Source organism: Streptomyces sp. NPDC025806 (assembly GCF_055558275.1).
This window is the reverse complement of the sequence record NZ_JBVHMU010000003.1, coordinates 363569-382812: the sequence shown is the minus strand read 5'-3', so window position 1 is coordinate 382812 and position 19244 is coordinate 363569. Positions and strand designations below refer to the sequence as shown.

At 73.7% G+C, this 19244-nt stretch carries 17 protein-coding genes; 8 read left to right on the top strand and 9 right to left on the bottom strand.

Features of this window, described 5'->3' with window-relative positions; translation table 11 throughout:
- Nucleotides 1-26: 26 nt before the first annotated feature.
- Nucleotides 27-509, bottom strand: a complete 483-nt coding sequence (locus ACZ4E1_RS08785; RefSeq protein ID WP_467537176.1) for an Lrp/AsnC family transcriptional regulator — start codon at nucleotides 507-509, stop codon at nucleotides 27-29.
- Nucleotides 510-641: 132 nt separating this feature from the next.
- Here ACZ4E1_RS08785 and ACZ4E1_RS08780 point away from each other — a divergent pair, with 132 nt between their 5' ends.
- A complete protein-coding gene (locus ACZ4E1_RS08780) occupies nucleotides 642-1655 on the top strand; it encodes an asparaginase (protein WP_467537174.1) in 1014 nt (337 codons plus the stop codon).
- Nucleotides 1656-1870: 215 nt separating this feature from the next.
- On the opposite strand, the gene ACZ4E1_RS08775 is transcribed toward ACZ4E1_RS08780, so the two are convergent.
- The 3 genes from ACZ4E1_RS08775 to ACZ4E1_RS08765 all read right to left on the bottom strand — a co-directional run bounded on the left by ACZ4E1_RS08775 (nucleotide 1871) and on the right by ACZ4E1_RS08765 (nucleotide 6924).
- Nucleotides 1871-3205 (bottom strand): radical SAM protein, encoded by a 1335-nt coding sequence (locus ACZ4E1_RS08775; protein WP_467537600.1) that lies wholly within the window; start codon nucleotides 3203-3205, stop codon nucleotides 1871-1873.
- Between the two features lie 78 nt (nucleotides 3206-3283).
- Complete coding sequence (locus ACZ4E1_RS08770; RefSeq protein ID WP_467537172.1) at nucleotides 3284-4000, bottom strand: pyridoxamine 5'-phosphate oxidase family protein; 717 nt, start codon at nucleotides 3998-4000, stop codon at nucleotides 3284-3286.
- A 1460-nt stretch (nucleotides 4001-5460) separates the two neighbouring features.
- Nucleotides 5461-6924 (bottom strand): FAD-dependent oxidoreductase, encoded by a 1464-nt coding sequence (locus ACZ4E1_RS08765; protein WP_467537170.1) that lies wholly within the window; start codon nucleotides 6922-6924, stop codon nucleotides 5461-5463.
- A 163-nt stretch (nucleotides 6925-7087) separates the two neighbouring features.
- On the opposite strand from ACZ4E1_RS08765, the gene ACZ4E1_RS08760 reads away from it, so the two are divergent.
- Nucleotides 7088-9178 carry an NAD(+) synthase gene (locus tag ACZ4E1_RS08760; protein WP_467537168.1) on the top strand — a complete coding sequence of 697 codons (2091 nt, stop codon included), beginning with the start codon at nucleotides 7088-7090 and terminating at the stop codon, nucleotides 9176-9178.
- Nucleotides 9179-9298: 120 nt separating this feature from the next.
- Here the strand turns inward: ACZ4E1_RS08760 and ACZ4E1_RS08755 are convergent, their stop codons facing one another.
- Nucleotides 9299-10276 (bottom strand): GlxA family transcriptional regulator, encoded by a 978-nt coding sequence (locus tag ACZ4E1_RS08755; protein ID WP_467537166.1) that lies wholly within the window; start codon nucleotides 10274-10276, stop codon nucleotides 9299-9301.
- 70 nt (nucleotides 10277-10346) lie between these two features.
- Here ACZ4E1_RS08755 and ACZ4E1_RS08750 point away from each other — a divergent pair, with 70 nt between their 5' ends.
- The gene (locus ACZ4E1_RS08750; protein ID WP_467537164.1) at nucleotides 10347-11300 is read left to right on the top strand and encodes an NADP-dependent oxidoreductase; all 954 of its coding nucleotides are present in this window, start codon (nucleotides 10347-10349) and stop codon (nucleotides 11298-11300) included.
- A gap of 102 nt (nucleotides 11301-11402) precedes the next feature.
- Complete coding sequence (locus ACZ4E1_RS08745; RefSeq protein ID WP_467537162.1) at nucleotides 11403-12305, top strand: SAM-dependent methyltransferase; 903 nt, start codon at nucleotides 11403-11405, stop codon at nucleotides 12303-12305.
- Here the strand turns inward: ACZ4E1_RS08745 and ACZ4E1_RS08740 are convergent.
- On the bottom strand, nucleotides 12295-12975 hold the full coding sequence (locus ACZ4E1_RS08740) for a TetR/AcrR family transcriptional regulator (RefSeq protein WP_467537160.1): 681 nt from the start codon (nucleotides 12973-12975) through the stop codon (nucleotides 12295-12297). The two genes, ACZ4E1_RS08745 and ACZ4E1_RS08740, sit on opposite strands and share 11 nt — an antisense overlap.
- A gap of 138 nt (nucleotides 12976-13113) precedes the next feature.
- On the opposite strand from ACZ4E1_RS08740, the gene ACZ4E1_RS08735 reads away from it, so the two are divergent.
- The 3 genes from ACZ4E1_RS08735 to mmuM are packed head-to-tail and all read left to right on the top strand — an operon-like array spanning nucleotide 13114 to nucleotide 16372.
- Nucleotides 13114-14064: a carbon-nitrogen hydrolase family protein gene (locus ACZ4E1_RS08735; protein WP_467537158.1), complete on the top strand. Its 951-nt coding sequence runs from the start codon at nucleotides 13114-13116 to the stop codon at nucleotides 14062-14064.
- Nucleotides 14061-15452, top strand: a complete 1392-nt coding sequence (locus ACZ4E1_RS08730; RefSeq protein WP_467537156.1) for an APC family permease — start codon at nucleotides 14061-14063, stop codon at nucleotides 15450-15452. Before ACZ4E1_RS08735 ends, ACZ4E1_RS08730 begins: the two co-directional genes overlap by 4 nt.
- Entirely contained in the window at nucleotides 15449-16372 is a 924-nt protein-coding gene (gene mmuM, locus ACZ4E1_RS08725; RefSeq protein WP_467537154.1) for a homocysteine S-methyltransferase, read from the top strand. Before ACZ4E1_RS08730 ends, mmuM begins: the two co-directional genes overlap by 4 nt.
- Before the next feature lie 19 nt (nucleotides 16373-16391).
- On the opposite strand, the gene ACZ4E1_RS08720 is transcribed toward mmuM, so the two are convergent.
- A complete protein-coding gene (locus ACZ4E1_RS08720; RefSeq protein ID WP_467537152.1) occupies nucleotides 16392-17045 on the bottom strand; it encodes a ThuA domain-containing protein in 654 nt (217 codons plus the stop codon).
- A gap of 89 nt (nucleotides 17046-17134) precedes the next feature.
- Between ACZ4E1_RS08720 and ACZ4E1_RS08715 the strand changes: the two genes are divergently transcribed.
- A complete protein-coding gene (locus ACZ4E1_RS08715) occupies nucleotides 17135-17512 on the top strand; it encodes a VOC family protein (protein ID WP_467537150.1) in 378 nt (125 codons plus the stop codon).
- On the opposite strand, the gene ACZ4E1_RS08710 is transcribed toward ACZ4E1_RS08715, so the two are convergent.
- Nucleotides 17485-18246 carry a helix-turn-helix domain-containing protein gene (locus ACZ4E1_RS08710; RefSeq protein ID WP_467537148.1) on the bottom strand — a complete coding sequence of 254 codons (762 nt, stop codon included), beginning with the start codon at nucleotides 18244-18246 and terminating at the stop codon, nucleotides 17485-17487. The two genes, ACZ4E1_RS08715 and ACZ4E1_RS08710, sit on opposite strands and share 28 nt — an antisense overlap.
- The gene (locus tag ACZ4E1_RS08705) at nucleotides 18243-19172 is read right to left on the bottom strand and encodes an AraC family transcriptional regulator (RefSeq protein ID WP_467537146.1); all 930 of its coding nucleotides are present in this window, start codon (nucleotides 19170-19172) and stop codon (nucleotides 18243-18245) included. The genes ACZ4E1_RS08710 and ACZ4E1_RS08705 overlap by 4 nt, the downstream gene beginning before the upstream one ends.
- Nucleotides 19173-19244 lie beyond the last annotated feature (72 nt).

The following is a 19244-nucleotide window of genomic DNA, read 5'->3' as shown; positions in this document are numbered from 1 at the left end:
CCCGTAGCATGTCTAGACCTCTTGGTCTAGACCTCCTTGCCGTCCTTGCGGCTCCGCGGCCCGACCGGCAGCCCCTTCGGCTCCTTGATCCGCTTCATGATGATCTGCGAGTTCACCTCGGTGACCCCGTCGAGGGCGGTGAGCCGCTCGATCCACAGCCGCTCGTACGCCGCGAGGTCCGCGACCGCGATCCGCAGCAGACAGCCCGGACTACCGAAGAGCCGGTACGCCTCGATGACGTCGGGGATGTCCTGGAGCGCCCGCTCGAAGGCCTCGACGGACTCCCGGTCGCGGCGCACCTCGATGGAGACCAGCACCTCGAAGCCGCGGCCGACCGCCTCGGGGTCGATGATCGCGCGGTACCCCTGGATGACGCCGTCCTGCTCCAGCTGGCGGACGCGCCGCAGACAGGGGGACGGGCTCAGCCCCACGCGCTGGGCGAGCTCCTGGTTGCTGAGCCGTCCGTCCGCCTGAAGCTCACGCAAGATATCGAAATCAATCCGGTCCATCGCGCAATTATCCACCACGCTACGCGCGCAGAGGCGGCAACTTCGCAATCCAATTGCGCGACGTTCGATTTACCCTTGCGAGGAACCCCCCTGTCACGCGCCCGTGACCCCGCGACCCGTGAGGCAGCCGCCATGGACACCAAGCACATCACCCTCATCAGCACCGGCGGCACCATCGCCAGCCGCTGGCAGGGCACCGGATACGCCGCCGACGCGGGCGGCGACACCGTCCTGGCCAGCGCCGCGGTGCCCGACGGGGTCGAGGTGCGGGTGATCGACCTGTTCAACGTGAACAGCTCGCGGATGACCACCGAGCGCCAGCTCACCCTGCTGCGCACGGTGCGGGAGGTCCTCGCCGACCCCTCGGTCGACGGCATCGTCGTCACGCACGGCACGGACACCCTGGAGGAGTCCGCGTTCCTGCTCGACCTGCACCACGACGACCCGCGCCCGGTCGTGTTCACCGGCGCGCAGAAGCCGCTCGGCGCGACGGACGGCGACGGTCCGGGGAACATGTACGACGCGCTGCAGGTGGCCGCCTCCGTGCGCGACCTCGGCGTGCTCGTCGTCTTCGACGGCAAGATGCACGCCGCGCGCGGCACCGTGAAGACCCAGACCCTCGCGGCGGACGCCTTCTCCGACCCGTCGGCCGACGCGCCGGTGGGCCGGCTCGGCTTCGGGCGGGTCGACGTCCGGCGCGTCCCGGAGCGGCCCGCGCCGCTGGCCGTCCCGGCCGACGGGACCCCGATACCGCGCGTCGACATCGTGATGCACCACAGTGACGCCGACCCGGCGCTGTTCGAAGCGGCGATCGCGGCGGGGGCCCGCGGGATCGTGCTGGTGGCCACCGGGGCGGGGAACGCGACGCCGGAGTTCGTCGAGGCGGTCGGCTCCGCCGTGCGGGCCGGTGTTCTCGTCGCCGTCTCCACGCGCGTGCCGGCCGGGCCGCTGGCCGAGATCTACACCGGGGGCGGGGCCGTGGATCTGGTGGCGGCCGGGGCGGTGCTCTCCGGAGTGCTGCGGGCCGGGCAGACCCGGGTGGCGGTGCTCTCGGCGCTGCTCTCCGAGGGTTCGGCGGATGTCCGGGTGAAGCTCGTGCGAGAGCTGCTCGGCGTGTCCGAGGGGGCCGTGGCCCAGGCGGCGTGACGCCGTAGCTCCGCCGGCTTCTTCGCCGGGTGCGGCTCGCGTCGTGGCTGGTCGCGCAGTTCCCCGCGCCCCTGAAGGCATGCGGCTTCGCCGCGCCTTCATAGAGGGGTGCTGCGCACGCCCTGATGGAGGTGGCGCACGAAGTGCGCACCTCCAGGGGCGCGGGGAACTGCGCGACCAGCCCCCACCGGGGCCGCAGACGGCCAGGCGGGGGGTCAGATCTCGACCGACTCCGTGTTCGGGGCGAGGCTGTCCATGAAGGAGCTGACCGAGAAGACCGCGCGGCCGGCGCCGGCGGGGCCGTAGCCGGGCGGGGACGAGAGGCCGAACTCGTCCATCGTGGAGCGGTACGCGTCGAGCAGCCGGATGTGGTACTCCAGCGGCGCACCCGCGGGGTTCGCCTTGCCGAGCGGCGTCGTCGGCTCGGGGCACCAGGTCGTGAAGCGCGGGGTGATGCCCTGCGACATGAAGAAGCGCAGCCCCTCGGTCGTGGAGGCGATGGCCTCGTCGACCGTCTTGAAGCCGAAGGGCTCGGCCATCTCGACGCCGGCGACGAAGTTCGGGATCACGTTGCGCGCGCCGAAGATGTCGGCCGAGTCGAGGATCCGCTTGTGCCACTCGTCGCGGCCGACGTACCGCTCCTTGCCCGGGCAGTACATCTTGAACAGGTACTCGTCCCACACCTCGTAGTTGGGGTGGTAGATCTGGATGCCGTAGTCCTTGAAGCGCTGGACGTCGTCCTTCGGCAGCGCCTGGGCGACGACCTTGCCGATCCAGCGGCCCGGGAAGTGCTCCTCGATGGCCTTCGCGTACCGCCCGTAGAAGTCCGCCTCGTCGAGCCCCTGCACCTTGGACGTGATGGCGCCGCCGGTGAGGGTGTACGCGGTGGAGGCCTTCGCCGTGTCGTACTGGTCGATGATCGAGAGCGCCTCAAGCACCTCGTCGACGTCCTTCACGCCCGTGTAGGGGCGGCCCGCCGCCTTGTGCTGGCGCCAGTTGTGGTTGATGTCGCAGTACTGGCACTCCTCCTTGGCGCCGAAGTACTGGCAGACGCGGAAGGCGGTCAGGTAGATCAGGTAGCCCCACTGGATGGTGGGGGCCACCTCCATGACCGACTTCCCGTTCGAGAGCTTGTGGCGGTAGTACTCCGGCATCGGGGGGACGCCCACGTCGGCGATGCGCTTGCCGTCGAGGTAGAGGCCGAGCATGCCGTCCTCGTTAGCCGCGACGCGGTACGGAGAGGACGGGTTCACGCGGACCGAGACGACCGTGCGGCGCAGGTCGTAGGGGCCGCCGGTGAGGACGATCTCCTCCGGCGGACGGCGCAGGGCGGCCTCGCCGAGCTCCGGAAGCGTGCCGTGGTCGAACGAGAAGATGAAGTACGACTTGGGCTTGACCTCGCCGCCCTCGTTGTCGCTGAGCGCCGACGGGTCGAACGCGACGCCGCCCCGGAGCAGGTCCTCCTTGAAGACCGCTTCCTTCGGAACGTGCGGGAAGCGCTCCATCAGGTCCTCGACCAGTGCCGTGCGGCTCTCCGCCTTGTCGGCCATCCCGTCCATCCCTGCACCCACTCCTCGTTCGCTGCCGGGCCGTGCTTCGGCCTCTCACGGTATGCCCCCGGTTGTCCCTCAGCCCTGGCGGGTCCCCGCTCGGGCCGTGATGTGCGCCGGTGCGGCGATGCCCACGGGGAGCGCCGGATCCGCTGTGGGGGCGCCCCAGCGGGAGTGCAGGGGCAGCACTCCGGCCCACAGGCCGAGTTCGGCGTCGGGCGAGTCGCCGTCGTCCGGAGGGCCGTCGCTGATCTTGACGGAGGCCTCGGCCAGGGGAAGGGCGAGGAGGGTGGTGGCGGCGAGTTCCTTGCGGCTGGGGCGGCGGGCGTAGTCCCACTGGCCCGGGGCCGTGTGCTCGGTGAGGATGCGCAGGCCCTCGGTCTTCTCGGCGTCGTCGGTGACCTGGCGCGGGGTGCCGTAGATCATCGCGCAGCGGTAGTTGACGCTGTGCTCGAAGACGGAGCGGGCCAGGACGAGGGCGTCGACGTGGGTGACGGTGACGCATATCGTCGCGTCCGGGTCGGCGGCGAGGCTGCGGCTGGCGACGGAGCCGTGGAAGTAGAGGTGGTCGTCGTCGCGTCCGTAGACGGTCGGTACGACCATGGGGACGCCGTCGACCATGACGCCGAGGTGGCAGACGAAACCGGCGTCAAGGATCGCCTCGAGCTCGGAGCGCTCGAAGCGGGCCTTCTCCTTCATGCGGCGCAGGCGGGTGCGGTCGGTCGGGGTCAGGGTGCGGTTCCGGGTGTCGCCCTGGGTGTCGCTGTCGGTGCGTGGCGGTTCTGTGTGGGTCATGCGGCGGAACAGTACCGGGAGCCTCCGGCGGTTGATCATCGGGCCTGGCCGGGGAGTTGAGGCCGACCACTCATCTCCGGCCCGGCATCTCGTGTGACCCGGCGACTCTCGTTGGCCCGCCGCCTGCTCCCACCCTCCCGCCCCCTCCGGGGGCGTCGGCCCGGCGCCCGGCCTCGGGACAGCGCCCCGGCACGGGGTACGCAACCCAGCCGCCCAGGCTCCACCGCCCGGGTCCGTTTCCGGTTGCCCAGGCCCTGGGCCGGCACCCCTGCCCCGGATACGCATTCCGGTCGACCCAGCCTTGGGCAGTCTGCCGCCTGGGGCGGCACGGGTGGGCAAGGCGGCACCCCGGCGCCGGGTGCGCGTTTGATTGGGCGTCCGCTCCAGCGCCGCCGCCGTAGGGGTCCAGCGCCATCGCCGAGTGCCGCACCGTCGTGGCTTGTCGCGCAGTTCCCCGCGCCCCTTACGGGGCGCAGCCACCCCGGCGCCAAGGGCTCGGAGTTGAGTCCCACATGCGGCTCCGCCGCGTGGGCGTGACCAGCAACGACGACGCGGTGGTCGGCTATGGGTCGGGCCCCGACCATGGCGGCACCGGAGCGCGTCGGGACGCACTCTTGCTTCCGGCGCGACACGCCCAGCCCGCAGTCGCCGGGGCGGACGTGCCCCGTCAGGGGGCGCGGGGCTATGCGGCTGCGCCGCGTGGCGCGCGATCAAGGCGAGGGCGGAAGTGCCCCGTGAGGGGCGCGAGGAACTGCGCGACCAGCCACGACGGCGTGGTGGTCGGCGACGGCGTGGGACCCCGACGGCTGTGATGCGTGGAGCGCGATCAAGGCGAGGGCGGAAATGCCCCGTGAGGGGCGCGGGGAACTGCGCGACCAGCCACGACGGCGTGGTGGTCGGCGACGGCGTGAGACCCCGACGGCTGCGACTCTGCATCCGCAGCCCGTCGAAACTACTCACTCTGACGGCGTCGGCCTGACGGGGCACACCCGCCCAGGGCCCACGGGCTGGGCAGGCCCAGTGCCGGGCCGACGCCCCCGGAGGGGGCGGGTGGGTGGGAGCGGGGCCGGGGCCAGGGGCACAGGGTGCGGGCTCACGCTGCTCCCCGCGCCGAGTGCCGGTCTCGTCCGGCGCGGACCTGGTGGACCCTGCTCCGGCCCCTTCCCGGACTCGGCCCGCGTGGGCCTGGTGGAGTCTGCCCCTGCCTCTTGCCGGTCTCGTCCGGCGCGGGCCTGGTGGGGCCTGCCCCTGCCCCTTGCGGGGGCTCGGCCAGCGCGGGCCTGGAGGCTGCCCCTGCCCTTGCAGGGGCTCGGCCCGCGTGGTCCCGGTGGAGCCTGCCCCTGCCCTTGCGGGGACTCGGCCCGTGCGGTCCCGGTGGGGCGCCGGCGCTTCAGGGGGCCGGTGGGTGCCGCCGGACCACCTGGTCGGCGGTCTCGACGTGGGCGCCGGTACCGGAGGGGCTAGCGCTGGGCGGCCTCGTGGCCGGCGCGGCGGCCGAAGAAGGTGCCGTCGCCCAGGGACGCCCCACTGGCGTAGCCCCCCGTGGCGATGCCTGTCGTGGCGCGGCCGGCGGCGTAGAGGCCGGGGACGGGGTCGCCGTCGACGTGGAGGACGCGGCCCTCCGTGTCGGTCGTCAGGCCGCCGAGCGCGAAGCCCGCCGTGCGGGGTCCGAGGTCGACCGCGCCGAGCGGGCCCTTCAGGGGGCGCAGCCAGGCCGCCGCCTTGTGGTGGACGGGGTCGCGGCCCTGTTCGGCGTGGCGGTTGTAGAGGTCGAGGGTCGATTCCAGGGCGCCTTCGGGCAGGCCCATGGCGGAGGCCAGCTCCGTGGGGGTCTCGGCGACGACCGTCGGGGCGGTGCGCAACTGCTCGGCGGCGCGGGTCGCGGCGTCGGCCTCCTCGAAGCCGGTCTCGTCGAGGACGAGCCAGCACCCGTTGCCCTGGTGGAGCAGGGACGCCTGCCCGATGCGGCCCGCATAGGTGTCCTCGTTGATGAAGCGCTGCCCGTGGGCGTTCACGACGATGCCCCGGATCAGGTGCTGGGGGTCCACGCCGACGGCGACCTCGCAGGCGTCGAGATGGCTGACCTGCGCGCCGAGCGCCTGGCCGAGCCGGATGGAGATGCCGTCGTGCTCCTCGACGGCCGCGCCGGGCCGCCCGCTGAGGCGGGGCGTGTGCGCGCCGACCATGGCCTCGTCGTAGGTGAAGGAGCCGGTGGTGAGGACGACGCCGCGCCGCGCGCGGACGTGGAGGGTGCGGCCGAAGGAGCGGGCCCGCACCCCGCACACCCGGCCGTCGGGGTCGACGACGAGACCGTCGACGCGGGTGTCGTAGCGGGCGGTGACGCCGAGCCGGGAGGCGGTGCGCACGAGGGGTTCCATGAGGAGCCGGCCCCGGCCCTGTTCGCCGTGCGGGCCGCCGATGAGCGGCCCCGCGCACGGCAGGTGTCCGCGCGGCGCCGGGTCGGCGATCCCGGTGAACGGGTGGGCGTTCTCGCCGCCCGAGTACATGAGCCCCTCGTCGCCGTACGCCTCCCAGGCCGGCTCGCCGAAGAACGCGGGGCGGAAGGCCACCTGGCAGGTGCCGGTGAGCCAGTCGTAGTGCTCGGGGCTGCCCTCGCTGTAGAGGCCGATCTTGTGCGGGTCGCCGCCGGGGCCGAGCGCGGCGGTGAGGAACGCGGCCATGTTCGCGGGGGTGTCCTCGAAGCCGCAGGCCCGCTGGAGGGCGGTGCCGCCGCCGAGGTAGATGAACCCGCCGGACAGCGCGGCGGCCCCGCCCCAGTCGCCGGCGCGTTCGAGGACGAGGACCTCGGCGCCCTCCTGCGCGGCGGCGACCGCGGCCGACGCGCCCGCGACGCCGTAGCCGGCGATCACCACCTCCGCGTCGGCGTCCCACTCCGGAACCGTGTGCTCGTCGATCGGCCGCATCCGTACGCTCCTGAAGCTGAGGCTGCTCGTGGACGTGCCGGAGGCTAGGGGCCGGGGCGGGTCGGGCGCGGCAGCCGCTCCCGGTCAGCGGGACGTGCGGTCGCCCTCGGGACGCCGCGGGGTCCGTCGCGCAGCGCCCTGGGGCGGTTGACATGATGGTCGGGTGAACTTCCGGTCGATCTATTCCCAAGGTTTCGCCCGCGTCGCCGCCTGCACGGGGCACGCCGCGATCGCCGACCCGCTCGCCAACGCCGAGGCGGTCCTGCGCCAGGCGGGGCAGTGCGCGCGGGACGGCGTCGCGGTCGCCGTCTTCCCCGAGCTGGGCCTGACGGGCTACTCGATCGAGGACCTGCTGCTGCAGGACCCGGTCCTGGACGACGTCGAGGCGGCGCTCGCCGAGGTCGTGGCGGGCTCCGCGGACCTGATGACGGTGCTCGCGGTGGGCGCCCCGCTGCGCCACCGGCACCGGATCTACAACTGCGCGGTCCTGATCCACCGCGGCCGGATCCTCGGCGTGGTCCCGAAGTCGTACCCGCCGAACTACCGGGAGTTCTACGAGCGCCGCCAGATCGCGGGCGGCGACGACGAGCGCGGCGGCACGATCCGGGTCGGCGGCGCGGAGGTGCCGTTCGGCACGGACCTGCTGTTCGCGGCCGAGGACGTGCCGGGGCTCGTGCTGCACGCCGAGGTGTGCGAGGACATGTGGGTGCCGGTGCCGCCGAGCGCCGAGGCCGCGCTGGCCGGTGCGACGGTGCTCCTGAACCTGTCGGGCAGCCCGATCACGGTGGGCCGCGCCGAGGACCGCGGGCTGCTGTGCCGCTCGGCGTCGGCGCGCTGCCTGGCCGCGTACGTGTACTCGGCGGCGGGGCTCGGGGAGTCGACCACGGACCTGTCGTGGGACGGCCAGACGATGGTCTACGAGAACGGCGCGCTGCTCGCCGAGACGGAACGCTTCGCGCAGGGCGACCAGTTCGCGGTCGCGGACGTCGACCTGGACCTGCTGATGCAGGAGCGGCGCCGGATGGGCACGTTCGACGACAACCGCCGTACGCACGCGGCCCGCACCGGCGACTTCCGCCGGATCGGCTTCGAACTGGCGGCGCCCGCGACGGACTTCGGGCTGCGCCGCCGCGTGGAGCGTTTCCCGTTCGTGCCGGCGGACGCCGAGCGGCTCGCGCAGGACTGCTACGAGGCGTACAACATCCAGGTGTCGGGGCTGGTGCAGCGGCTCGGCTCGATCGGCAACCCGAAGGTGGTCATCGGGGTCTCGGGCGGTCTGGACTCGACGCACGCGCTGATCGTGGCGGCCCGCGCGATGGACCGCATGGGGCGCCCGCGCACCGACATCCTCGCGTACACCATGCCGGGCTTCGCGACGAGCGATCACACGAAGTCGAACGCGCACCGGCTGATGGAGTCCCTCGGGGTCACCTCGGCGGAGCTGGACATCTCGGACACGGCGCGACTGATGCTGAAGGAGATGGGCCACCCGTTCTCGGAGGGCGAGCCGGTCTACGACGTCACGTTCGAGAACGTGCAGGCGGGTCTGCGCACCGACTACCTGTTCCGGCTCGCGAACCAGCGCGGCGGCATCGTGCTCGGCACCGGTGACCTGTCCGAGCTGGCGCTCGGCTGGTGCACGTACGGCGTCGGCGACCAGATGAGTCACTACAACGTGAACTCGGGCGTGCCGAAGACCCTGATCCAGCACCTGATCCGGTGGGTGGTCAGCAGCGGGCAGTTCGGCGACGAGGCCGGCAAGACGCTCACCGCGATCCTGGAGACGGAGATCAGCCCCGAGCTGGTGCCCGGCGAGGAGCTCCAGTCGACAGAGTCGAAGATCGGCCCGTACGCGCTGCACGACTTCACGCTGTTCCATGTGCTGCGGTACGGGTTCCGGCCGACGAAGATCGCGTTCCTGGCGTGGCACGCGTGGCGGGACAAGGCGGCCGGTGCGTGGCCGCCCGGCTTCCCGGAGAAGGACCACAAGGAGTACGAGCTCGCGGAGATCCGGCACTGGCTGGAGTACTTCTGCAAGCGCTTCTTCCAGTTCGCCCAGTTCAAGCGGTCCGCGATGCCGAACGGGCCGAAGGTGTCCGCGGGCGGGTCGCTGTCCCCGCGCGGCGACTGGCGGGCCCCGTCGGACGGGAACGCGCGGGCGTGGCTGCGGGATCTGGAGCGCTGGTCGCCGGCCGAGGTCGAGGCCCAGGCCCCAGCCCAGGCCCAGGGGGCACCGGCGCCGGCCGAGCTGTGACCGGTCGGCGGGTGACACCGTGACCGGTCGGCGGGTGACACCGTGACCGGTCGGCGGGTGACACCGTGACCGGTCGGCGGGTGACACCGTGACCGGTCAGGGCGTCGACGCCCTGACCGGTCAGGCGGTGACCTGGAAGGTGCGGCGGTAGGCCTGCGGGGTGACGCCGATCGCCGCGTGCAGATGCCGGCGCAGCGAGGCGCCGGTCGCGAAGCCGACCTCGGCGGCGATCCGGTCCACGGGCAGCTCGCTGGCCTCCAGGAGGTGGCGGGCCCGCTGCACCCGCTGCTGGATCAGCCAGCGCCCCGGGCTGGTGCCGGTCTCCTCCTGGAAGCGGCGGGCGAAGGTGCGCGGGCTCATCCGGGCGTGCGCGGCGAGCTCGCGCAGGGCGAGCGGCCGGTCGAGCCGCTCCAGGGCCCAGGCGCGGGTGGCGGCGGTGCCGGCGTCCGGCTCGGGCGGCACGGGACGCTCGATGTACTGGGCCTGACCGCCCTCGCGCCAGGGCGGCACCACACAGCGCCGGGCGACCTGGTTGGCGACGGCGCTGCCGTGGTCGGCGCGGACGAGGTGCAGGCACACGTCGAGTCCGGACGCGGCGCCCGCCGAGGTGAGCAGGTCGCCGTCGTCGACGAACAGCACGTCGGGGTCGAGCGGCACCTGCGGGAACATGCGCCGGAACACGTCCGTGAGCGCCCAGTGCGTGGTCGCGGGCCGGCCGTCGAGGAGCCCGGCGGCGGCGAGCGCGAAGGCGCCGGTGCAGATGGACACGATGCGGGTGCCGGGCCGGATCCGGTGCAGCGCCTCCAGGACCGCCGCGGGCGGCGCGGTGGTGATCCGGCGCAGGTCGTAGGGCGGGACGACGACGGTGTCGGCGTGGTCGAGGGCCTCGGGGCCGTGCTGCACGGTGATGGTGAAGTCGGCGTTGGTGGAGACCGTGCGGTCGTCCGTCGCCGCGCAGGTGATCACCTCGTACGCCCCGTCGACCTCGGGGAAGACCCGGTTGGGGATGCCCAGCTCGAAGGGGTAGACGCCGTCGAGCGCGAGAACGGCGATCCGGTGCGGCGGGGCGGTCCTGAGGGCGGTGTCGATGACGGCCATGGCACGATCGTATCGCTTGATGACCATCTTGCCATTGCCCGCGCGACGGCACCTCGCGCACCCTTGATCCATGACCGAGAACAAGACGATGCGCGCTGTCCGCCAGGAGACCCTCGGGGGTCCCGAAGTCCTTCACACGACCGACCTGCCCCGGCCGGTGCCGGGCGTCGGGCAGATCCTCGTGGCGGTGCACGCGGCCGGGGTGAACCCGACGGACTGGAAGCACCGCAGGTTCGGGGCGTTCCTCGGCGAGCCGCCGTTCGTGCTCGGCTGGGACGTGTCGGGGACCGTGGAGGCGGTCGGCATCGGCGTCTCCCTGTACGCGCCCGGCGACGAGGTGTGCGGGATGCTGCCGTACCCGTACGGGGCGGGCTCGCACGCCGAGTACGTGACCGGGCCGGCCCGCGCCTTCGTGCCGAAGCCGGCCGGGCTCGGCCACGTCGAGGCGGCGGCGCTGCCGCTCGTGTCGCTGACGGCCTGGCAGGCGCTGGTCGACAACGCGGACGTGCGGCCCGGGCAGCGGGTGCTGGTCCACGCGGCGGCGGGCGGCGTCGGGCACGTCGCGGTGCAGATCGCGAAGGCGCGCGGCGCGTACGTGATCGGCACGGCGAGCGCCGCCAAGCACGACTTCGTACGGGGGCTCGGCGCGGACGAGGTGATCGACTACCGCACCGCGGACTACGTGAAGGAGGTGCGGGACGTGGACGTCGTGCTCGACACCCTGGGTGGCGAGGACCGGCTGCGCTCGCTGGAGGTGCTGCGGCCGGGCGGTGTCCTGGTGTCGATCCTGCCGGGCGGCATGGACGAAGTGACGCGCCGGGCGGAGGAGTTGGGGGTGCGGGCCGTGGACATGCTGGTCGAGCACGACCAGGCGGGAATGTCGGCGGTGGCGGCCCTGGTGGAGTCGGGGCGGCTGCGGGTGCACGTGTCGGGCACGTATCCCCTGGCCGAGGCGGCGCGGGCGCACGCCGAGGGGGAAACGGGGCGGGTGACGGGGAAGCTGGTGCTCAGCGTGCGGCCGTAGGGGTCGCCGCCGGGCGCGGGCGCGTGGGGCCGGCCCCGCGCGGCTTCCCGTACAACGGGCAAGGGAGCGGCGGAAGTTCGACGGGCCCGCTACCGTGTGCCGATGACTGACGCCACCACACCCCGCACCGACGCCGAGGCCTGGCAGCAGGTGCGGGAGCGGATCGACACCACGCGCCCCCACCCGGCCCGCGTCTACGACGCCCTCGTCGGCGGCAGGAACCACTACGCGGTCGACCGGGCGGCGGCGACCAAGGCCCTGGGTCACAACCCGCGCGGCTATCTCGACGTGCGGCACAACCGGGACTTCATGCGGCGCGCGGTGCTGCACCTGACGCGGGATCACGGGCTGCGCCAGTTCCTCGACATCGGCACCGGCCTGCCGACCAAGCCGAACGTGCACGAGATCGCCCAGGGCGTCGCACCGGCGTCCCGGGTCGTCTACGTGGACCACGACCCGGTGGTGCTCGCGCACGCGCGGGCCCTGCTCGCCGGCGGGCCCGAGGGCCGGACCGCCTACCTCGACGCGGACCTGCGCGAACCGGCCGCGATCCTGAAGGGCGCCCGCGCCACCCTGGACCTGGACCGGCCCGTGGCGCTGGGGCTGGCCGCGGTGCTGCACTTCGTGCCCGAGCCCGAGGCGTCCACGATCATGGCCGAGCTGGCGGCGGCCCTGCCGTCGGGCAGCGCGGTGTTCCTCAGCCATCTGACGGCCGACCTCAACCCGGACACGATCCTGCCGGGCCTGAAGGCGACAGGCCTGCCCTTCACGCTGCGCTCGCGAGCCGAGGTGCTGCGCTTCCTCACGGACAACGGCCTGGAGCCCGTCGATCCGGGTGTCGTGCCGGTGCACCACTGGCGCCCGGACGGCACCTGGCGCCACACCGAGCTGGAGGAGGCCGAGGCGGCGGCGCTGGACCCGCTGGAGCGGGCGGCCCGGCGCGGCATCGGTGACGTCCGGGACGAGGACATCAACATCTACGGGGTCGTGGCGCTCAAGCCGTGAGAGCCGCCTCCGTCGTGGCGATGAGCGCCTCGACGGCGGTGTCGTAGATCGCCTTCTGGCCGACGGCGGCGAGCGCGTCGCGGTGGGCCCGGGTCACGGGGTGGTCCCCCTCGGGGGCGCGCGCGTAGACCCGGGTCCAGGCCGTGGCGTCCTTCTCCTGCGCGTCGGGATCGAGGGTGGCGAGGGCCGCCGCGTGCGCGCACAGGCCGAGGCACGTGTCGACGAACGCGCGGTAGAGCAGCACCGCGCGGTCGGGCGCGGCGCCGGAGCGGGCGAACGCGGTCAGCAGCAGCTCCACCGTCAGCTGTTCCGCGGGACCGCCGGTGGTGCGGGCGAAGGTCAGTACGGTGATCGCCGGGTGGGCGGTCTGAACCCGCCAGGTGACCTCGGCGAACCGGCGCAGCGTGTCCTGCCAGGCCTCGTCGTCGGGCACCTCGCCGAGTTCCGCGCGCGACATCTCGATGGTGCGCTCGCAGCAGGCGAGCAGCAGTTCGTCCTTGTCGCGGTAGAGGCGGTACAGGGCCGCGACGTCGACCTCGAGCTCCTGGGCGAGCTTGCGCATCGTCAGGCCGGCCACGCCCTCGCGCGCGGCGAGCCGGAACGCGGCGTCCACGGCGGCTTCCCTGCGCAGCGTCCTGCGCTCACGCCGGCCGGTCTCCTGCTTCGCCATGTCTCGGTCTCTCCTCGGGTCTTCGACCGCCGACCCTAGCAACGCCCCTGCGGCACACCCGCCGGCCTCGGCGACCTCGGCGGCAATGCCGTCAACACCGTTGACAACAGTGTTGCGCATCGGGTTCGGTGTGCCCTCATGAGCCGCCATCTGCGCCTGGCACTGGTCCAGGCAGCCGCCCAGTCCCTGGAGGACTTCGCCGCGGGCCTGCGCCTGCGCATGAAGTCCCCGAACGCCGCCGATCTCGTCGTCTACCCCGAGGCACACCTGTACTCGCTGGGCCTGGACTCGATGTCCGAGGACGAGATCCGCGCGGCGTACGCCGAGCCGCTGGACGGTCCGCGCGGCCGGTTCCTCGCCGGGCTCGCCCGGGAGCTGGGGATCTGGCTGGTGCCGGGGACCGTGCTCGAACAGGCCGAGGACGGCCGGGTGTTCAACACGGCCGTCGTGTACGACCCCGACGGTGAGCTCGTCGCGAGCTACCGGAAGATCTTCACCTGGCGCCCCTACGAACCCGTCGACGTGGGCCGCGAGTTCGTGGTCTTCGACATGCCCGGGTACGGCCGGGTCGGCCTGTCGGTCTGCTACGACAGCTGGTACCCGGAGGTCACCCGGCATCTGGCCTGGATGGGCGCCGAGCTGGTGGTCAACGTCGTCCAGACCCCGACGACGGGCCGCGCCCAGGAGGTCCCGCTCAACGTCGCGAACGCGATCGTGAACCAGGTCTGGGTCGCCAGTGTGAACGGCGCGAGCCCCACCGCGCACGGCCGCAGCCTGCTCGTGGACCCCGAGGGGCACATCCGGGCCGAGACCGTCGGCATGGACGAGGCGACCCTGGTGAGCGTCGTCGACTTCGACCGCGTCGCGGCGGCCCGGAAGTTCGGCACGTCCGGCGACTCCTGGCCCTGGGACCACTTCGCCGAGGGCGACACCCCCCTGGAACTGCCGCTCTACAACGGCCGGATCGACCCGGCGACCTGGCGCCCGGCGATCTCCCCCGAGACCCCGGCGGACCTGCGCCCGGCCGGTCCCCTCGTGCACCGGCGCCCTGCCTCGGAGCGGACCACCTCGGAGAGGACGGCGTCATGAGCGGCGGAAAGCCGGTGGAGCTGACCGGGCGGCTCTCGCTCGCGTCGGTCGTGACGTTCGGGCTCGCCTACATGGCGCCCAGCCTCGTCATGGTGATCTTCGGGGTGATCGCGGCGGAGAGCGCGGGGACGGCCCCGACCGCGTTCGCCGTGGCGACCTGCGCGATGTTCCTCACCGCGCTCAGCTACGCCAAGATGGCGCGCCACCACCCCACTTCGGGCTCTGCGTACGCGTACGCGCGCAAGCTGCTCGGCGCCCCAGCGGGCTTCCTCGTCGGCTGGGCGGTGCTGCTCGACTACCTGTTCCTGCCGATGGTCGCCTGGCTCGTGCAGTCGGTGTTCCTCCACGCCCAGTTCCCGGCGGTGCCGGTGTGGGTGTGGATGCTGCTGAACGCCGGGCTGACGACCCTGGTCAACATCATCGGGCTCGCCCTCACCGACCGGGTCAACAAGGTCCTCACCGCCCTCGCCGTGTTCCTCGTCCTGCTGTTCGTCGCGTACTGCCTGGTCCACCTCGGGCACCACGCCCCGGCCTCCTACACGGCGCCCGTCTGGAACGCGGACGCGAGCCTGGGCGGGGTGTCGGTCGCCGCGGCCGTCGCCGCGTACTCCTACCTGGGCTTCGACGCCGTGACGACCCTGTCCGAGGAGACCCGCGACGCCTCCCGCACCATCCCGCGCGCCGTCGTCCTGGTCGTCGCGATCGGCGGGCTCCTGTTCGCCGGCGTGGCGTACGTGATGCAACTGGTCCACCCGGGCGGGGTGTTCGACGACCCGGAGATCGCCGCGTACACGATGTCCGTCGATGTGGGCGGACAGACCTTCGCGGACTGGACGAACATGGCCGGGATCGTCGGCGGGTTCGCGTCCGGGCTCGCGGTGCAGCTCAGCTCCAGCCGGCTGCTGTTCATCATGGGCCGGGACGGGGTGCTGCCGCGCCGGGTCTTCGGCGTCCTGAACCCGCGTACCGGGACGCCCGTCCTGTGCCTGCTGCTCACCGGCGCGGTCTGTCTGGTGGGCCTGGACATCTCGGTGGCGACGGCCACGTCGTTCATCAACTTCGGCGCCTTCCTCGGGTTCACCGTCGTCAACGTGTGCGTGATCGTCCACTTCGTCCGGCACCGGAGGGCGGCGGCGGGCGGTGCACAGGTCCCCGGGATTCTCGGCGTCCTCGGGTACGTGATCGCGCCGGCGCTCGGCGCCTGCGTCACCGTGTACCTCATGACGCAGCTGAGCGGGGTCGCCCTGACGATCGGCGGCTGCTGGCTGGCCCTCGGCGTCGGCTGGCTGCTGTGGCTGACGCGCGGCTTCCGGCGGCCCACCCCCGAGCTGGGCCTCGTGGACGGCCCGGCGGCGCCGGCGGCCGCGGAGCTATCGTCGGAGGCATGATCCGGAACACCGCCTTCACCGAGGCGCTCGCCGCCGCGCCGCTCGTCCTCGACGGCGGGATGTCGAACCAGCTGGAGGCGGCCGGGCACGACCTGAGCGACGAGCTCTGGTCGGCCCGGCTGCTGGCCGAGGACCCGGCCGCGATCGTCGCCGCGCACCGGGCGTACTACGCGGCGGGCGCGGACGTCGCGATCACCGCGAGCTACCAGGCCACGTTCGAGGGGTTCGCGCGGCGCGGGGTCGGGCGGGAGCGGGCCGGTGAACTCATCGCGTCCAGCGTGCGGCTGGCCCGGGAGGCGGCCGGCGCGGAGCCCGGGGCCGGAGGGCGTCCGCGGTTCGTCGCCGCGTCCGTCGGGCCGTACGGGGCGATGCTGGCGGACGGGTCCGAGTACCGGGGGCGCTACGGGCTGAGCGTCGCCGAACTGGTGGCGTTCCACCGGCCGCGGCTCGACGTGCTCGTGGAGGCGGGGCCGGACGTGCTCGCGCTGGAGACGGTGCCGGACGCGGACGAGGCGGAGGCCCTGCTGCGGATCGTGCGCGGGGCGGGGGTTCCGGTCTGGCTGTCGTACAGCGTCGCCGGCGGGCGGACGCGGGCCGGGCAGCCGCTGGAGGAGGCGTTCGCGCTCGCCGCGGAGGTCGACGAGGTCGTGGCCGTCGGCGTCAACTGCTGTGCGCCCGAGGACGCGGACGAGGCGGTACGGGTCGCCGCGCGGGTCACCGGGAGGCCAGTCGTGGTGTATCCGAACAGTGGGGAACGGTGGGACGCCGTGGCCCGGGGCTGGCGCGGGGAGTCGACGTTCGGGGCGGACCGGGTGGGCGGCTGGTGTGCGGCGGGGGCCCGCTTGATCGGGGGCTGCTGCCGGGTGGGCCCGGACGGCGTCTCCGCCATCGCCGAGACGCTGGCGTCGCGCCGGGCGTGAGGCGGCCGTGGCCGGGCGGCTAGGCATCGGCTCCGGCCGCCCAGGTCACCGCCGCCGCCAGATGCGTGCGGAAGGCCGGGTCCTCGTAGGCGGAGGAGGCGTGGCCCAGGGACGTGTAGAAGACGCGGCCCGCGCCCTGGGGGCGGCACCAGATCAGAGGATGGGCGGGGCCCGTCCGGGCGCCGGAGTAGGAGGACTCGTCCGCGCGGGCCAGGACCCGGACGGACGGGTCGCGCGCAGGGTCCGCGTCGAAGTCGTACCACTCGTCGGTCCAGTTCCAGACGGGCGGAAGGTGGCGCGTCGCCGGGTGGGTGCGGTCGGTGACGAGGACGCGGCCGGGCTGGTACGCCGGGTGCCCCGTGAAGCGCGCCCCGAGCAACTCCCCGAAGTACGGCCACCCGTACTCGGTGCAGGCCGCCGCGTGCACCCCCACGAACCCCCCGCCCCCGTCGACGTACGCCGCGAGCCGTTCCCGCCCCGCGTCCGTCAGCACCTCCCCGGTCGTGGAGAGGAAGACGACGGCCCGCGGACGCGCCCCGAGCGCGGTGGCGAAGTCGTCCGGGTCCTCCGTGTGCCGCACGGTGAACCCGAGTTCCCGCAGGGTCCGGACGGCGACCGGGATGGAGGCGTGCCGGTAGTCCGCGGTGCGGGTGCAGACGAGGATCTCGACCATGACGGGACCTTAGGCCAGGGCAGCGCACCGTGCGGGCCGCGTCCGATTCGTACAAGACCCGTGCCGCGCCCCGTTCCTACGGTGACCGCATGAACGAGAACTCCGTGCGTCTGGACGCCATCGGCGTCGCCACCTCCGACCTGCCCGCCGCACTCGCCTTCTACCGCCGGCTCGGCCTGACCTTCCCCGAGGGCGCCGAGCGGCTGCCGCACGTCGAGGCCGAACTGCCGGGCGGCATCCGGCTGATGTTCGACCCCGTGGACAGCGCGAAGGACCTCGGGCAAGGGCGCGTGGGGCTGGCCTTCCTGTGTACGGGCGGCGCGGCCGGTGTCGACGCGACGTACGCGGAGCTGACCGGGGCCGGGCACCACGGTGAGACCGAGCCGTGGGACGCCGACTGGGGCCAGCGGTACGCGGTCGTACACGATCCGGACGGGAATCAGGTCGATCTGTTCGCGTGGCTGTGAGGCCCGGCCGGTGACCCCGGCGACCCCGTCCCAAAGCCCGGCTGGAACCCGGCCGGGGTGCGGCCCGTCAGGGCTTTCACGTCGCGGGTCAGATGGGCCTGGTCGGTGTAGCCGGCGCGGGCCGCCGTCTCGGCGAGGGGGACGCCCGCGCGGACGAGCGCGAGGGCCCGTTGCAGCCGCAGGACGCGGGCCAGCGTCTTGGGGCCGTAGCCGAACGCGGCGAGGCAGCGGCGGTGCAGGCCCCGCGCCCCGAGGCCCGTCTCCCCGGCCGTGCCGGCGACGGTGCGCCCCGCGTCGAGCGCCTTGACGACGTGCGCGAGCAGCGGGTCGGGCGGCCCGGCGGCGCCCGCGATCCGGGCCGCCTCGGCGGCGAGCGCCGCGCCCGGGTCGGCCGCCGCGTCGATCCGCTCGGTGATCCGGCGGGCCTCGGCGGCGGGCCACAGGGCGGCGAGGTCGACGCGCCGGTCGCGCAGTTCGTGCGCGGGGACGCCGAGGTAGGCGGGCGCGGTGCCGGGGGCGAAGCGGACGCCGGCGTAGAGGCGCCGCGCACCGGGCCCGGCGGCGTGCGCGCGTGTGTCGGGCCCGGCGACGAAGAGTCGGCCCTCGCTCCAGATGAGGTCCATGCAGCCGTCGGGCAGCACCGGCGTCGAGGGCTCCGCGGCGGCGCCCGTCGTGCGGGTCCACAGGACCGCGCCCGGCACCGGACAGGCCCGCTCCCGGTACGGCCCGCTCATCCCCGGTACTCCTGCGGGCTGACCCCGTACTCCCGCTTGAACGCGCTGGACAGGGCGAACGCGCTGCCGTAGCCGACCTGGCGGGCGATCGCGGCGATCGTCAGCCCGCTGTCGCGCAGCCGGTCGGCGGCGAGCGCGAGCCGCCAGCCGGTCAGGTACGTCATCGGGGGCTCGCCCACGAGTTCCGTGAAGCGGCGGGCGAGCGCGGCCCGCGAGACCCCGGCCTTCTCGGCGAGCGCGGCGACCGTCCAGGGGTGTGCGGGGTCGTCCTGGACGAGACGGAGCGCGGGGCCGACGACGGGGTCGCCGAGCGCCCGGTACCAGGCGGGCGCGTCGGCCTCGGGGCGGGAGAACCAGGCCCGCAGCGAGGAGATGAGCAGCAGGTCGAGGAGCCGGTCGAGGACGACGTCCTGGCCGGGTTCGTCGCGGGTGATCTCGTCGGCGACGAGCGGGGTGAGCGGGCACTGCCACACCTCGGTGGGCAGGACGAGCAGCGGCGGCAGCGCGTCGAGCAGCCGCCCGCTGAGCTCGCCGCGCATCTGGTAGGTGCCGATCAGCATCTTCGCCGGACCGTCCGGGGACTCGCCCCACTCGCGTACGCCGAGCGGCTTGTAGCGGCCCACGTGGGCGGGGCCGAGCGGCCGGCACTCCTGGCCGGGGCCGATCTCGGCGCGGGGCGCGGTCGCGGGGTCGTCGCAGCAGACGTACGGGTCGGGGCCGCGGGCGATCGCGATGTCGCCGGGGCGGACGCGGCAGGGCGCGCCGTCGCCGCCGGGCAGGATCCAGGCGTCGCCCTCGACCATGATCATCACGGTGAGGGGTGCCTCGTCGGCGATCCGTACCGACCACGGCGGCTCGAAACAGGCCCGGATCATGAAGGCTCCGCGCGCCCGGGGCCCCTCCAGAAGACCTGCGAGTACGTCCATGGCCCCGAGCGTAGACGGAGGCGTATGGGCGTGAGCGGCTCGCCGATGTTTCCGTGCCCGGGACCGCAGTTG

Excerpts from the sequence above, each read along its gene's own strand:
- ACZ4E1_RS08785 (WP_467537176.1), bottom strand. The coding sequence starts at position 509 with ATGGACCGGATTGATTTCGATATCTTGCGTGAGCTTCAGGCGGACGGA.
- ACZ4E1_RS08780 (WP_467537174.1), top strand. The coding sequence starts at position 642 with ATGGACACCAAGCACATCACCCTCATCAGCACCGGCGGCACCATCGCC.
- ACZ4E1_RS08775 (WP_467537600.1), bottom strand. The coding sequence starts at position 3,205 with ATGGCCGACAAGGCGGAGAGCCGCACGGCACTGGTCGAGGACCTGATG.
- ACZ4E1_RS08770 (WP_467537172.1), bottom strand. The coding sequence starts at position 4,000 with ATGACCCACACAGAACCGCCACGCACCGACAGCGACACCCAGGGCGAC.
- ACZ4E1_RS08765 (WP_467537170.1), bottom strand. The coding sequence starts at position 6,924 with ATGCGGCCGATCGACGAGCACACGGTTCCGGAGTGGGACGCCGACGCG.
- ACZ4E1_RS08755 (WP_467537166.1), bottom strand. The coding sequence starts at position 10,276 with ATGGCCGTCATCGACACCGCCCTCAGGACCGCCCCGCCGCACCGGATC.
- ACZ4E1_RS08750 (WP_467537164.1), top strand. The coding sequence starts at position 10,347 with ATGACCGAGAACAAGACGATGCGCGCTGTCCGCCAGGAGACCCTCGGG.
- ACZ4E1_RS08745 (WP_467537162.1), top strand. The coding sequence starts at position 11,403 with ATGACTGACGCCACCACACCCCGCACCGACGCCGAGGCCTGGCAGCAG.
- ACZ4E1_RS08740 (WP_467537160.1), bottom strand. The coding sequence starts at position 12,975 with ATGGCGAAGCAGGAGACCGGCCGGCGTGAGCGCAGGACGCTGCGCAGG.
- ACZ4E1_RS08735 (WP_467537158.1), top strand. The coding sequence starts at position 13,114 with ATGAGCCGCCATCTGCGCCTGGCACTGGTCCAGGCAGCCGCCCAGTCC.
- ACZ4E1_RS08730 (WP_467537156.1), top strand. The coding sequence starts at position 14,061 with ATGAGCGGCGGAAAGCCGGTGGAGCTGACCGGGCGGCTCTCGCTCGCG.
- mmuM (WP_467537154.1), top strand. The coding sequence starts at position 15,449 with ATGATCCGGAACACCGCCTTCACCGAGGCGCTCGCCGCCGCGCCGCTC.
- ACZ4E1_RS08720 (WP_467537152.1), bottom strand. The coding sequence starts at position 17,045 with ATGGTCGAGATCCTCGTCTGCACCCGCACCGCGGACTACCGGCACGCC.
- ACZ4E1_RS08715 (WP_467537150.1), top strand. The coding sequence starts at position 17,135 with ATGAACGAGAACTCCGTGCGTCTGGACGCCATCGGCGTCGCCACCTCC.
- ACZ4E1_RS08710 (WP_467537148.1), bottom strand. The coding sequence starts at position 18,246 with ATGAGCGGGCCGTACCGGGAGCGGGCCTGTCCGGTGCCGGGCGCGGTC.
- ACZ4E1_RS08705 (WP_467537146.1), bottom strand. The coding sequence starts at position 19,172 with ATGGACGTACTCGCAGGTCTTCTGGAGGGGCCCCGGGCGCGCGGAGCC.